Origin of the sequence: Acinetobacter sp. 10FS3-1 (assembly GCF_013343215.1) — a bacterium.
Taxonomy (GTDB): Bacteria; Pseudomonadota; Gammaproteobacteria; order Pseudomonadales; family Moraxellaceae; genus Acinetobacter; species Acinetobacter lwoffii_C.
Window position 1 is genome coordinate 25,833 of the sequence record NZ_CP039145.1, and the last position, 14,896, is coordinate 40,728.

8 protein-coding genes are annotated in these 14,896 nt (G+C 40.9%); 1 reads left to right on the plus strand and 7 read right to left on the minus strand.

The features are described from left to right. Positions 1-27 precede the first annotated feature (27 nt). The 5 genes from pglX to E5Y90_RS16055 are packed head-to-tail and all read right to left on the minus strand — an operon-like array spanning position 28 to position 9,413. Entirely contained in the window at positions 28-3,564 is a 3,537-nt protein-coding gene (pglX, locus tag E5Y90_RS16035) for a BREX-1 system adenine-specific DNA-methyltransferase PglX (RefSeq protein WP_174660655.1), read from the minus strand. A gap of 46 nt (positions 3,565-3,610) precedes the next feature. Further along, on the minus strand, positions 3,611-7,291 hold the full coding sequence (brxC, locus tag E5Y90_RS16040) for a BREX system P-loop protein BrxC (RefSeq protein WP_174660656.1): 3,681 nt from the start codon (positions 7,289-7,291) through the stop codon (positions 3,611-3,613). 41 nt (positions 7,292-7,332) lie between these two features. Further along, positions 7,333-7,908 (minus strand): DUF1788 domain-containing protein, encoded by a 576-nt coding sequence (locus tag E5Y90_RS16045; protein ID WP_174660657.1) that lies wholly within the window; start codon positions 7,906-7,908, stop codon positions 7,333-7,335. Between the two features lie 16 nt (positions 7,909-7,924). Next, positions 7,925-8,536 carry a DUF1819 family protein gene (locus tag E5Y90_RS16050; protein ID WP_174660658.1) on the minus strand — a complete coding sequence of 204 codons (612 nt, stop codon included), beginning with the start codon at positions 8,534-8,536 and terminating at the stop codon, positions 7,925-7,927. 10 nt (positions 8,537-8,546) lie between these two features. After that, the gene (locus E5Y90_RS16055) at positions 8,547-9,413 is read right to left on the minus strand and encodes a helix-turn-helix transcriptional regulator (RefSeq protein ID WP_174660659.1); all 867 of its coding nucleotides are present in this window, start codon (positions 9,411-9,413) and stop codon (positions 8,547-8,549) included. A 208-nt stretch (positions 9,414-9,621) separates the two neighbouring features. Between E5Y90_RS16055 and E5Y90_RS16060 the strand changes: the two genes are divergently transcribed. Next, positions 9,622-9,951, plus strand: coding sequence for a DUF4236 domain-containing protein (locus tag E5Y90_RS16060; protein ID WP_000506885.1), 330 nt, complete (start codon positions 9,622-9,624; stop codon positions 9,949-9,951). 271 nt (positions 9,952-10,222) lie between these two features. On the opposite strand, the gene E5Y90_RS16065 is transcribed toward E5Y90_RS16060, so the two are convergent. Then, entirely contained in the window at positions 10,223-11,455 is a 1,233-nt protein-coding gene (locus E5Y90_RS16065; RefSeq protein WP_174660660.1) for an ATP-binding protein, read from the minus strand. 551 nt (positions 11,456-12,006) lie between these two features. After that, the gene (locus E5Y90_RS16070) at positions 12,007-13,662 is read right to left on the minus strand and encodes an HNH endonuclease signature motif containing protein (RefSeq protein ID WP_016658786.1); all 1,656 of its coding nucleotides are present in this window, start codon (positions 13,660-13,662) and stop codon (positions 12,007-12,009) included. Positions 13,663-14,896: the final 1,234 nt, after the last annotated feature.

Genomic DNA, 14,896 nt, shown 5'->3' on the forward strand with positions numbered 1-14,896 from the left:
GGTCTAGTACCGGAGAAAAAGTATTCATCATTTCTCCCCCGTCACAGCTTTCACTTCAGCCAACAAGTCCCCAAACTTGCCGTAGTTTACTTTCACCCCATCATCCAGATCTAACGTAATACGCTGATCGGCATAGTGACGTAATTTTTCTTCAAAGCTACTCAGTTCAGCCTGTTGCTTATGCAAGTCTTGCAGTTTTTTCTCGATACGTTTGATTTCAGCCGCAGAGTCACTGTTTTCTTTAGCAGTTTCCAACGAGTTGGCATAGGCAGCCATTTTGGAAACCAGCGGCATGACGTATTCGGTACGCATACGTGCCAAGGTACTTTCGTTATAACGATGCAAGTACACCAACGCCTGGAAAGCCCCCTGTTTACCACTGCTGAATAACCAGTAGATTGGACGCTTTTTATAGGTCTGCATATGGTCTTTATAGAACTTACTGGCGAGGTAACGGCGAATGGTGTCTTCAGCCGTTTCATTGGCTTTTTTGCCCAGACTTTCTGCCAGCCACTGCATATTGGCATCAAGTGTGTCTTTACCCCAAACAGCAGTTAGGAACTCTTGAATACGGCGCGTAGCATCATCTTCAAACCAATGCATTTCGGTCAGTGGAATAATACCGTCTGCATCGGCTGGGAATTTTTGATAACGACTTGAATCAAAGTCTTGATTACCTGCATGGGCATAGATCAAACCTGGTTCATCCAGGCTATAACGTCCCATCATACAGCCAACTATATAGCTAATTAATTCAGTAAGAGTGTCGTACCTTATTCTTTCTTCTCTCTTATTATGCGGCACTTCTAGGCCAAATCTATAATCTGGATTACATGTTAATGTAATTTCATTCGCCTGAATTTCATTAGTTATTTCATCTGTAAGTTTAAAATAATCAATAAATAGTTGATTATTCTTTTCTTCTAATTGTTTTGTTTTTTCAACTATATTTTCCCAATAGTTCCTTAAAGATAAATAAGTATTTTTAAGATCACCTTCTTTAATTTCATTACGTAATAAATGAAGCTGTTGAAAATCCCAAGATCTTTCATATAAATCCCAATCTTCTTTATGTATTCTTATTAATTCTTGAGCTATTATTATAACAGTGCGATCAATCGAATTTAAATCGATTATTTTAAATAAACTTTTTACATTACCCACTTGATAAACCATTGTCGGATTCAAAATATTAATAATTTTTTGAGCAATTTTTGATGTCAAGAACCCTAATGCGACAGGAATGTTTTTAGAATCTTTCATAAAAATCGATGGACTAATAGAATCAAATATTACATTATCTGGTAATAATCTAACACCAAAAAATGAACTAGAAACCTTAGTCCAAGCTATTCCAGGTTTAAAATAAAATTCCTTACCTTGTAAACCTGAATTTTTATTGCTCTTAATTGTCTCTCCATTATTCGACCAGTCAACTACATGTTCTAAATTACCATACCATCTTCTATATTCGCCACCTTTATGGTATTTAATCCATTTCTGACTTTCAATCGGGACTTCCGCCCAAAATCTAAGGAATCTATTATTATCTCCTGTTTTAAGTCCCTCGGTAATCTTACTAAAATACTCATCAGTTATTACATTTTTAAAAATTGCTAACTCTTTATTCGTCAACCAATAAGCAATAGGACTACCTGGAACTTTCTTAAAATCATCTGGTTTAGTGTTAAAAAACCAACTGCAATCAGGATTATTAATGGCTTCTATAGTTTTTGGTGCTTGATTTTCATGTCCTTTAAATTCAGATAATTTAATATAACTACCAACAAAATCTGGTACATGTGCTTTTCCTACAATGAAAGCACATACAGGGACACACGCTGGTTCAAAGGCATTGTATTCAAGTTGAATGAGTGATTGTATTGTCGCATCTGTCACCAGTTTGCTACGCATTTGCTCATAGGATGAAATAAACATCCACACATAAGGTGTTACAAATGCTGTTTCCCCCGATATTTTAGAAAGGGCTTGGCAACGCTCTATAAACATTGCAAACATATCTGACTTGCTGTCTGGGAATTGCTTTTTGGCAAAATCTTTAAGTGCTGTATTCATCCCCTTACCGCCCATATACGGTGGGTTAGCAATCACAGCATCATATTGTTTAGCCAGTAATTTAGCTTGCTGGACTAAAGGTAACAGCTCTTGTGCTGACTGCTGACTAAAAATATCACCAGACTCTGATGCTGTATTCAGCTTGGTTTCTAAATTAGGCAATTTTTTAGCAAATGCTACAGGGATTTGAATCAAAGAACCAAAGGTTGAGGCATGTTCAAACAAGTCCAACAGTTCTTTTAAATCTGTCTGAGCAATACCAGTACTTGCCAAGTCCTGACTGAATGCATCCAAACGTTCTGGCTGACTATCCTGTAGCGCAATAATATTCAGCTTTGGTGGATGGCTAAATAAACGGCGGTCATCCTCACGTGCTTTCATCAATAGCGCAAAACTCGCCAACTGTGCCGCACGGGTATCAATATCAATCCCGTACAGGTTATTTTCTAGAATCAAACGTGGAATATCTCGGCTTCGGTAGCCACGTTCTAAATAAATCGCTTTTAAGCAATCATAGGCTTCCACCAGAATATGCCCCGAACCACAGGCAGGATCCAGTACCGTAATGCTTTCAGGGTTTAAAGTATCGCCATCTTCACTGATCCGCACATCAATCAATTGTTTTAATTGTGCATTGACCTCATCCGTCTGTTCGGCTGGTTGAATGTAATATTCCCACTCACTAGCAAGCGTACTATCAGGCTGTGCCATCATCCATAAACGACCGACACTGTTTTGCACCAAATATTTTACAATCCAGTTTGGGGTGAAGAGTTGCGTCGCTGCAGGAATATCTTCACTCTTGACGACTTTACCAATCACCTGATCTTTCTTTTCAGAAATATAGAACTGATACAGCCAGCCAATAATCTGCACATCCGACCAGTCTTCTTCTGGAATGCTGCTGACCAGATCACGAATCAAGGAGTCGGTTTTGGTCAGGTTATCCGGTAATAACAGTTCAGATTCATCAGACACCTGTTCGAACAGGAGTGGCATGACCTGATTCAACGCATGACACTGAGCCAGTAACAGTTCCCGATACAGCTCTTCGTCTTTATTGCCATCCAGCTTCAGTTCAGCCACACGGCTGGCATCTAAACCTGGTAGGTCAATATCCAGACATTCTTCCAAAATCTGTGGCAAGCCTGCACTACCATCGGCACTACTGAGTACACGACGGCCATGATCCAGTAAGCCTTTGCATTCCATGTAGCGAATCGCACAGAGACGGTTAAACCAGCTGTAAGCGATATAATCAATCGTCTGCTCAAAACTGCTGGTTTGAATACGTTTGATCAGCTTCTCACGTGGTTTCATGACTGATAGCGGAAAAACCTGATCGCCAATCAGCAGCAAGTCGCCTTTCTGTTCTGCAGGTAAAATGCTGTCTGCGGTGATGCCATATTTGGCGGCTTGCTTGCGCATCGCTGCGATAAAATCATTTCGTGCTTGCGGTGCGTATTTTTTAATATGACTGGTATTCATCTTTAAACCTTTAATTAATGACTGATGCCGATATCCCTAACCCGAGTTAGCGGATACGCACACGCTTTTTATCACTCACGATTTTTTTCAGTTCAGCTTTGAGTGCGTCTACAAACTGATCCACTGATTCTTCTGTTTCCAGATAGACACTGCTGGAGGTTTTGCTGTAAATGCTAGCAACATCAACTTCTACCACTGGTTTCGGTGGCACTACGGCTGTCGCAGGCTGTACCGGACTCACAGCAGGTGTTGATGTAACTGGGCTGGAGGTGGTTGCAGTGTTGGTTACACTCTCGGCTTTGCTCTGAGCCAGTTGTGCCGCTTTGGCCTGACGCTGGATTTCCGCCTGAACTTCGCTTTCCAACTCATACAAGGCTTCATCAAAACGCTCGACGGCGGTTTGGGTTTGCAGCATATAGATGGTGGACAGGCTGCTTTCCACTTCAATATCCGTTTTCAGCAGTTGTAGTGGGCGTAATAGCTTGTTACTCAGCTCAGCGCTAGCGATGCCACTGTTTTTGATCTCAGCTTCTAACTGCTTGATCTTGTCATCAAGGTGTTCTATCGCTTGATTGCGCTTCTCAGTCAGCAATTGCTCATTGACGCCTTCCACTGTGCGAACCAAATCAGCCACTTTATTTAACAGGCCATAGGGCGATTCAAGAGTGGCAATACGATGTAATTCAGACAGGGCTTTTTTTGCCACCTCATCACTGCCCAACGCCTGTTTGTTTTTCTCAAAATGACGTAAGGCCTGTTGCAGTTGTTGCCAGCTCGGCATCTGGTTAGTGAAGAACTCATGAATATCACGATAATCTTCTTCCAGATCCAGATAGTCGTCCTTGTTCTCGACCACGGCCTTAAAGAAATCAAAGCTGTCGCTATTCGCCAGCAGACGTTCCAAAGTCAGAATCGACTTTTCAATCACTTTCTTGCCCGGGAACTGCCCAACATCAGTTTTACTCTTATACGACTTAAAGTTGGCTAACCAGTTTTTAAAATGTTGGGTATAGAATTCAAATAGCTCTTTTTCTGTCGCTGGTCCCATAGCCGAGAATAGGTCTTGGGTGAGTTGGCGTGCCTGTTTCAACACCTGATCATCAGTCTGGCGTTTTTTAATGATCGACACATCACGGCGACGACGGCTGTTTTGTAAAGGCTCAAAGGCCTCTTTCAACTGTAAGCTGCCACCATTTAACTGCAGAGAAATCCGACCCATTGCCGCCAGCTGACCTACCAGCAGTAAAATCTCGGCATCTGGCCAGCCATAAGGACGTTTGGCAAAACGATCCACCACATCCGATACCAGAATACGTTCGGTACCGGTTGCACGCAGCGAGATGTATTGTTCGACATCCTGTAGGGCTTTGGGATTGCTCTGACCGCCATCCAGAGACAATCCAAGCTGCGCCATATCATCGACAGTCAAGACGGCGTTCAGTTCACGCCAGGCATCCTGCTGATAGACTTGCAGATAGCTCAGTTTGGTATAAGTGTTTTCCAGCAAATAACGACAAGCCTCATCCAGCTTGGTGGAAGGGCTAGAAGATGAAAGTTGCAGGTGTTGACCCAAGGCATAACTTTCCGCGTCCAGCAACATTTCTTCGACCCGGGCACGCAGGCGTTTTTTACGCTCCTGGTTCTCACGGCCACGGTCTGCAAGGATACGGCTGATATCGGACTGAGTGCCATCATCATTTAAGCGGATGAATTTATTGGTTTTCAGCCAAGTGCGCAGTTCATTAAAGAACTGTTTATCGTCTGCCAGTTTAAACAGTACCTGCCCTTCAGCCTCGGCGCTCTTACCAATACAGTAAGCTTCTGTGTAGAGGCTGTATTCCGTATCCAGCGGAGAAATGATTTCAACTTTCAAATCGCTCTCATACTTGCCATCTAGGCTATGACCATCCAGAAAACGACCAATCTGATAGTCCATCTTGTTGGCTTGATGGCGGTATTTGTTCTGATCGCGCAGTAAATCTTTAAAGATCAGGTTGGCTAACTCTTTATTTTCTTCTGAAGCTGCTAAGTCAGTGGCTTTAATTTTTCGGGTGATATCGCGTTCTTCATTGGTCAGGAACAGGAACTCATCACCATTGCGGGTAATCAGGCTTTCTTTTTCCAGACGCTGCAGGCTCTCTTCAATCCGCTTGCGCAATGCCAGCTTATCTTCATCAATTTTCTCAATCGACAAAGTCACCAGGTTATCCAGCGTACCTTTGATGATATCGACATAGCGGATCATAAACAGGGTACGCAGCATCTGCACATCAAAACCATCCAGGGTCTTATTCTGCCCTGCCTGGTCGATAGTACGCTTCACTGCTGTATCCAGGAAGCCTTCGACCGAAGTATAGAAGCGGTGGAAAGGAACCAGGGCACCGACTTCATCTGTCGCAATCGCATTCGCTGCCATCTGGAACGCATCCAGCATAGATCGCTCACCATAGGCCAAGTGTGCACCGGTCGCACCAACCTTACGGATTTCTTCAAAAACTTTTTGCACCAGCTGGAAATGGTACGGCGCAAAAGGATAGTTATGGATAAAGCTGTCTGGACCCTCATAGTTCTTGAGTGTTGGGCCTGAACGGTCAAAGGTAATCTGGTTTTTTAAAATATCACCCTTTTGCTCAAACACCGATCTGAGCAGTGCTTCAGCTTCTGGAGTTTTACGTAATAAACGTTTTTGAATAACTTCATCGGTATTGGAACTGGACAGCGATAACCGGGTTTTAAAACGTCCAGCAATCTTGGAGAAGTCATTGGCTTTGGAAGAAGACATCTCACCTAGAACCGCGTCGATGTCTGCCTGTGAGGTGACGATAATCCAAGCGCGGCCTTTACAGATCGTACCCAGGTTTTCAGTAATGGTTTGCAGTGTCAGCATCAAGCGGGTATCGCTGCCAATAAACTGCCCCACTTCATCGACCAAGAACAACATGCGTTGCTGGGGTCCTTTGCTGTCCAGGTATTCTTTCACCCACTGACAGAAGTTTTCGACCGAAACACTAAAGGTCTGCTCAGAATCCTCAAACCACTTGTGTGCAGCTTCAGCGGATAGGTTGAGGGCTTGGGAAATCGCGGTTTCGACATCATCCTGATAGAACTGATAGCCGTCACGCTCCTCTAGCCAGGACATGCCGCTGGATTCCTCAAACGCCTGTTTAAAGCGTTCGTAGACACCTTTCTGGCTCAGGTGACGTTCCATATGGGCAATATGTGGATGGTCAGCACTAAAACCCTGATACTCGTTAAATACACGTAAAAACACATTCAGGATCGGATTGCCATCATCATTGGAGCTGGCTTTACTGTCGATGTTAAACAGGATGACATCGGCATGATGGCTGACGGCCTTGCTAATATCGGCACGGATAAATGCATCGCGGATTTTGTTTTCATCAAAGAATTCTGCAGCACTGCGTTCGTTACCTTCCGCATCGCGTGCCACTTTATTGGCCAGAATATAGGACAAGGTTTTCAGGAAGTGTGATTTACCTGAACCAAAGAAGCCCGAAATCCATACGCCAACACGATTGGCAATCGAAGGATCGCTTAGGTCTGTGCCATAAGACTGGAAAAAGTCCCGAAAATGCTTTTCCAGTTCATTGGTGACCACATACTCATCGAGTTCCTGATAAACCGTGGTATTGTCATTCTGGTCTGCTTTTACGACCCCGTTAATCGCACGATCTAATGGCTTGTAAAAAAGTTCTTTAATGTTCATCTCAACCAACTCCCCCGAATTTTTATTTCTATTTGCCGTGTTTAAGGCACTAATCTGAATGCTCTGTAGTAATTATTGCTTGGAATTTTTCCAAATAAACTCATCGCTTGACCGTCGTAATAACCTGGGTAAAACAGCACCACTGGCTTATGCCCCAGTAACGAATGCAAACTGTTTAATAAGTGATGGGCACGTAACAGTGGCCAAACCGACCCTACCCCAGTCATCAACACAATATCTTGCGCATTGGTGGCATATTTACTCACCAGATAGGGCGCGAACTTATCCATATGCAGTGGGCCTTTCAGCGCTTTGAGCAGCGCATCATCGCCTTTGGCTTTTTGCATTTGAATGGCTTTATCGATGAAGTTACGCTCAGCCAGATAATCCACCACGGCTTGCAGCAGGTTGATATTCACCACCTTCAGCTGACTGTGTTTTTTCTCCAGCATCCCGTCTAGAAAATGCAGATATTCGCGCACTTTCAACTCATCTTCAGGTGCATAATCAAAAATCCAGAAGCCAATTTCATTGCCCAGTCCTTGCCCGGTGAGAAACTCGGTGGAAAGAATTCGCTCTGGAATCTGATTCAGACGCTCATGTATTGCTTGACTCATTGCTGCCCCTCTACAACTACCGCGTCCATAGCGACACTTCCATAGATCTTTTAATGCGTTGTTTATAATGTTCTTCCAACAGGCTACGCAGCTCTGCTCTGACGATCACACGCTGCAACTCCAGCTTACGGGTACTTTTTAAGTAACCGGCTTCTGCCAGCATGCGAAACACCACCTGCCCCATTTTTTTCTTGCTGGACTCTTTCCATTCACAGATATCCGGATCGCGTTGTGAACGCTCATCCAGAAAGTCTAACCAGATATAACTATCCAGGTATTGAGCCTGGGAGATATAAGCCTCTCTCATCACCGTTTCCATAAACTCAAGCAGCAACAGGTTGCGTTCCAGTGCGCCACAAAAAGCCACCTGGGTCGCCAGCTCATCATCCCCATCACGCAAAGCTTTCCAGAAATCAGGCTCTAAGCGCTCCAGACGCTTACGAATAGCGGTGGCATTGCGTTGAGCTGAAGCAGGCGTTCTTTTTTGCAGAATATTGTCAATCTGAATTGCCTGATACCATTGTTCTGGAGTCGCCTCTCGTAATAACAGATCCGCGATCAGCCGGCTTTCACGTACCATCAGTGAGCCACCAATTAGGTCACTGTCATAATGAAATTGTTCTAACATAGCCAATCTCCTATGAAGCTTGATCAAACAGGTAAGACGACAGCTTTTCGATATCTGAGCGTTGTAGTACCAAGGGATATTTCAAGGCATCATCCGCCTCAGCCAGCGTGATCGCGGCCTGATATCGCTGCAAAGTATAGTGAGCCAGGGCTTTTTTCACCGGAATCTGTAATCTGCCATCAGGCATGCCGAAGTCTTTTTCGACCAGCGCTTGTTGTGATGAGTTCAATTTTGGATTAGGGATCAGCGTCAGTACAATTTCTTCATGCCATTGCTGATCCTGAGCAGGGTCTACTGACTCAATCGCCACCACAACAGGTGTGCGATCAATTCTGGAGAGTAAAAAGTCCTTAAACTGCTTGCTCTGATGGCAATAGGCACGGACATGCCAGCGAAAACCGGTATACACCAGGGTGTGTGGGGAAATGATGCGTTCATGCCACTGCGGATTCTGCATCGAGGCATAAATCATTTTTAAAGTGTTTTGGTTTCGGCAGGCACGCAAAACTTCCCGAATCACTTCAGGACGTACACTGCGATCAGGTAATTGAACTGCTGTAAGATTCGGTTCTGGCATCGCAATCAGCGCATGCGATTCACTGACCAAACCTGACAGCATGTTGAGATATTCATTGATATGCGCTGTAGTCAGTACCGGTTGAAAACTGGCTTTAGGCACATAGCCTTTTACCGATGGATCATGAATCAAGGCATCGGGGTTGTAAAGCGTATTGTAACGCTTGATATCCGCAGAAGCCTGCTGTCGACTCAATCCAAACCAACTCATCAAACGATTGGTAACCAAACGACCTTCCCAGTATGCAAGGAGTTCAATGGCTCTCATTCTGAGAAGGACTTCATGCTTATCTGTCGTCATATACCAATCAGTCAATAAATAGTAGTTTTAAGATTACCCTACAGCAAATATACAGTAAAGATTTTTGACGGTATTTTAAGGTAGTATTGCAATCACCAGATAAAAAATATATTAGTATCCTGATGATAGCCGTCAAAGTACGATCTCTAGCAGATCATGGATCCTGGTATAGTGCGTGAATTGAGCTAAGTTTTAGAATGAGAGCAATATGGGTTTTAGATTTCGTAAAAGTATTAAATTATTCCCGGGTTTTAAAATTAATCTGACCCATAAAGGCATCAGCAGTGCCAGCATTGGCAAACCTGGTGCTTCTCTAAATATTGGAAAAAAAGGTACGCGAACCAGTGTCGGCATTCCAGGTACGGGACTATCTTACTCTAAACACCAGCCTTACTCTAAAAAGACCCGTGTTCCACAACCGACATCGCTAGAACACACGGAATATAATCCTCAGAATTTAGAACAACCGAAGACAAAGATCTGGCCTTGGATTATTTTTGGAATATTGTGTTTTATGGTGGGTGCCGTCATTTTTTAGCAAGAACAGCATTGTATTTTAATCAAAAAAAATGCCCACACGGATGAATGGGCAAACTAAGGAATTAATATCCTTCAGAAACTCCAGCGCAATTCTCGCTACTTTCAGTAAGCGACTCTGGATCAATCATGATAGTCTGACTCAATCGAATCGAGGTAAATCGATCCATCACAATTGGAGCAGAAATTATGCTTGAATACATTCTTGAATGATGCTGAAAAGTCTTTGATTTTTAATTAATAAATAAGATTATCCATGTCTACCCTCAACTTTACTTATTTTCAGATAGCAACCAATCGAGAGCACTCATTTTTACAATACCATTATAATTTGCTTCAGTCCCTATCGTGTCTAAGGTAAGTAAATATTTGGGATACGAATCAGAAATTTTCTGTAATGGACGTAACTCTCGGCTGAGTGTCTCCTCATTGAGCGTTTCTAATGCCACCTGATAATAAGTTAAATTCTGTAAAGTATCGACAGCAACAAAATCAATTTCATATTCATCAACCCGCCCTACATAGACCGTATAACCTCGTCTGACAAGCTCAAGATAAATCACATTTTCTAAGATATGACCTTGATCAGCATTAGCATCAGGCAACATAATCCGGCGCAATCCGACATCAACTAAATAGTATTTTTCAGAGGATTGTAATAACTCACGCCCGCGTACTTTAAATTGTGCGGCACTATAAAATAACAAACTGTCCTGTAAGCCCTGAGTATAGCGTTTTACTGTTTCAAATGAGATTTTAACCCCACTTGAAACAAAGGTATTTTTAATTTTATTGATGGAAATGGGTGAGCCTGTCACGCTTGCTAAATATCTTGCGACACGCTCGAGAGAGTTAATATCAGCAGTATTCAAACGAGGAATAACATCTTTAAACATTACACTGGCATAGACCGCTTGCAAGTAATCATAGGTTTCCTGCTGACTAGTCATGGCAAGCGTATAGGGGAAACTACTGTGCGTGTACATGGCATACAAATCACGATTGGATAATTGTTGGATGATCGGATTATTTTCAATATGCCACTGTTTAAACTCTTGGAATGACAAGGGTAAAACATGTTGCTCGATATAGCGTCCTGTGAGTAACGTCGCAAGTTCTCCACTCAGAAAGAATGCATTTGAGCCTGTAATATATAAATCGATATAATCCCGAACATATAAAGAGTCGACTACTTTCTCAAAATTTGTAACATGTTGTATTTCATCTAAAAAAACATAGTTTTTTTTACTTTTATCAACTTTGGACAATACATAATCATGTAGTTTACGGTAATCGGTGAGTTCTTCAAATTCCATAAATTCGAAGTTGATGGCAATGATGTTTTCGGCTTGTACACCCTGTGCTTTTAGGTCTTGTTGAAACATCGCCAATAAGGTGGATTTTCCAGAGCGACGCACACCTGAAAGTACTTTAATGACATCACGGTCTTGCCATGTATTCAGAAATTTTAAGTAGCCATCACGTCGAATATTAGCGCTTCTCATTATTTACACTTAGAATCTAAAGTTTTAATAAATTCTATCAAATTTTAGAATGTATATGTAAATATATTTAGTTTTAAGAAAAGTTTAAAGGTTAAGTGAAACATTCAAAGCTGCTGTAGAAGCATGTAAACAGCAGATCTGATCAAAATCCAAATTCTGTCTTTTTGATTATTTTCCATGTCATGTTATTTCATTGATGCTACGAGTTAACTGCTATATAAATTAAGTGAAAAGTAAATGGAACTAAGATGTTAACTAGAGTGGAACTCATTTTTGTTGTGCTGATGGTCTCAGCCTTAATCCTAATTGCTTATGAAATGCTAAAAGGTTTATTTTAGAGTATCTATACAATTTTTGATCAAAAAAAAGCCCACAGAGGGAATCTATGGGCGAAACTAAGGACCTTGACGGTCATTCAGAAACTACTGCTAGTTTCTGGTTGTGATTCTGGACTGAATTAAAAATAACCACATTGGCTGAATGTATCAAAAAGTTAAATCATGTGATTAATCATTGATACATCTGCAAAAATGAGCTCATCGCTCTGTTGATTAATACAGTAATTCACCAAACAAATCCGCTCTAATCTCTTCCAGACTCAGATCTGATTTCATTCTATTACAGATGGGATGAACCAGCAGACCATTCTCTAGAACGCCTTGCCCACCTACGGCTTTGGCAATCCGATGATCCGATTCAGTAGAATCAAGATAGATCAATCCATCACAAATGAGGCAAAAGTTATGATTACCCACCAGAAAATTGTGCTTAAGCAGACTCTTGGTTAATGCCGAAAAGGCCTTGGGCTTTGACCGAGAAATTGGACTAATCGACTCCACATATCCCACCACATGCTTGACGACTGCATCATCATAACCACCCAAAAATCTTTCGACATAAAACTCGTTAAAGTTTATGTACTTGAAGGCCTTAGACATGGACAGAATAAAGGTATTCAGGCATTCCTCATCATCAAAATCAACTTCCATTTCCAAGCTTAAGCAAATAAAGGCTTTATAGACAATTTGTAGCCGATCATAGCCCTTGATACCACTGCCGAACTTGCCGACCGTTTCAGTGGTCGCCACGGGGAAATTAGCAATCAAGAACTCAATACTACGGCGTACCCGGGTGAAGTCTTTGAAACTAATCGTTCGATGATGAATCTGCATGAGGCTTTCATGAATTTCATACACAATTGAAAACCATGCAAGAAAAGAAGTAATCTGAAAACGCTGGTCCTTATAAAAATATAAGTATGGATGAAAGCCCAAACTCGGAACCCCAGTATTTTTTACAGGCGTCGCTATTCTGCAAAGAATGGTCAACAGATGCGACATCAGGTTTTCAACGCGTTCCCCCTGATTCAGACTCATAATATTATGAATCTGATCACCAGCAATGATATTCATCAACTCATTGACCAAGCCAATTTTTTTGCCATGACTCATTTCATTGTCTAATAAAATGGTCGAAAAAAGGAGCTGGTGGATCCTCTCCCCTAACTCAATCAGCTCATTTAAACGTGTATATTGGAGCTCTTCCAAGTTAGATTTATTGTCATTGATATAACAACAGGCATAGATCGCATAATAGGCGTCACTCCCGCGACTTCTGAGATGATATTCCTCATATTTATCTAGACGTTTAGTATCTGAGTTAATCGATTGAAATACCCGTCGCGCATCTTCCGGAGTTCCCAGTACCTGCCTGAAACTGATTTTAATATCGCCTAATTTCGATTTTTTTTCTGCGAATTCGGCATCAGTACAAATTTTTTGAAAATCAGCAAGATCTCCTAAATAATTGCGGAGGTAACGAATATCTTGTTTTTGTTGATCATTGAAATTAGGTGCTTGAGGGACTTGCTCATCCGCAAAATATCTATTGATCCATGCATAAATACAGGAAAGACGATGTGCCCCATCAATAATGTAAATATTGCCGTGTATATCTTTCCAATACAAAATGCATAAATTGATGTTTTGATCTTCTGTGCAATCCTCAATAAAGTTTGCAATTTCTTGCACGCTCCAACATTCCGTAGAACGCTGGTTATCCGCTTTAAATAGACATTTGATGATTGGATGCTTTTCAAAATCAGTCAGTGCAACTTCAAAATTGTCACGCTGCATTGAAGGTGACATTTCTTCTGGCAACATGACTTTACGCTGAATAATATTGGTCAATAGTCGTGTAGAACCCATTTCTTATTTTCTCCAGGCAACACTTTCCTACTTTCGCTCAAGTACGAAATTTGAAAATGTATATAGTTCGATTTGGTTAAAGCTGTGAATTAAATGACCGTCAATATCCAGTCAGCGCTAACAAAAGAAGCTTAAGAGAAATGGGTACTTTTAAGATGATATTTTTCATATTGTAATCTCGTTGATCAATGTGAAATTTGCCAACATCTTTTCCACGAGATGGTGGCAAACCAAATAGGGGTGGAAATACCGCTCAACGAAACGGCCAGTCATAGACTGCCCTACTTGGCCTGCCATAAAGCATTGCCATGCAGACACAAAAGAGCCACTAGAAGTGACTCTTTAGTACGTTGAGATGCGGGTTTCCACGCCCGATTACAGATTTTGCTGTAACGTAATTATCATATGGGTATCTTTTTCTTTGGTCAAACCAAATTAGAGTTTTTTATTCATTTTTTAGTGATATTTTAAAATTGAATGCTGGCTTAATTTTTTCAAAATTTTAGCCGAAAAAATCCCTGTATTTTACCTACATACAAGGATCCGTGTTTAGCTCAAAATCTATGCTGCATACTTATAGAAGGATTACCTAAGCTAATTAATTTATCTTCTCCATTTTTTGGTATCTCATTAAAATCTAAAAATAATCATATTGGTGGACTCCCAAGCCTTTGCTTTGTAAAACAGCAGTTTTAAAAAGCAAAGGCTTGGGCTATTTTTCTGAAATATATTTGCTTAGGCTATTTAAAAATTAGCTTATAAAATCAAACCAAAAACACAACCCAGTTTTCTATGCTGTATTTAATATTATAAATCTAGCAAAATTAATTTTTTTATTTATAAAAAATAAAAACTAATTTCCCTATTTTACAGAATAAAACAAATCAATTTATAGGGTAAATAATTTATATTAACTCACTAGTCTATAAAATTTACCTTATATAATTTTATATTTTATAGATTAAATTTAAAAAATAATATCCGAATAAATTTACAAGAATAATAAAAAAATACAATTAAATTTAATCTTATTTTCTCCTGCGAGTCATACAAAATCTTTTTGTTTATTGAGTATTTTTTTTGATAATCTCTCATCTAGCCTATCCAGGCTATTCTCAAGAAAAAAATTATCAAAAATCAACCTCACAGAGTGTACACCTCGCGCTTAGTGTCCTTTTTTGACCAAAAAAAAAAGAAGAAATTTACATAAATAATGAAATAATAATCAAACATG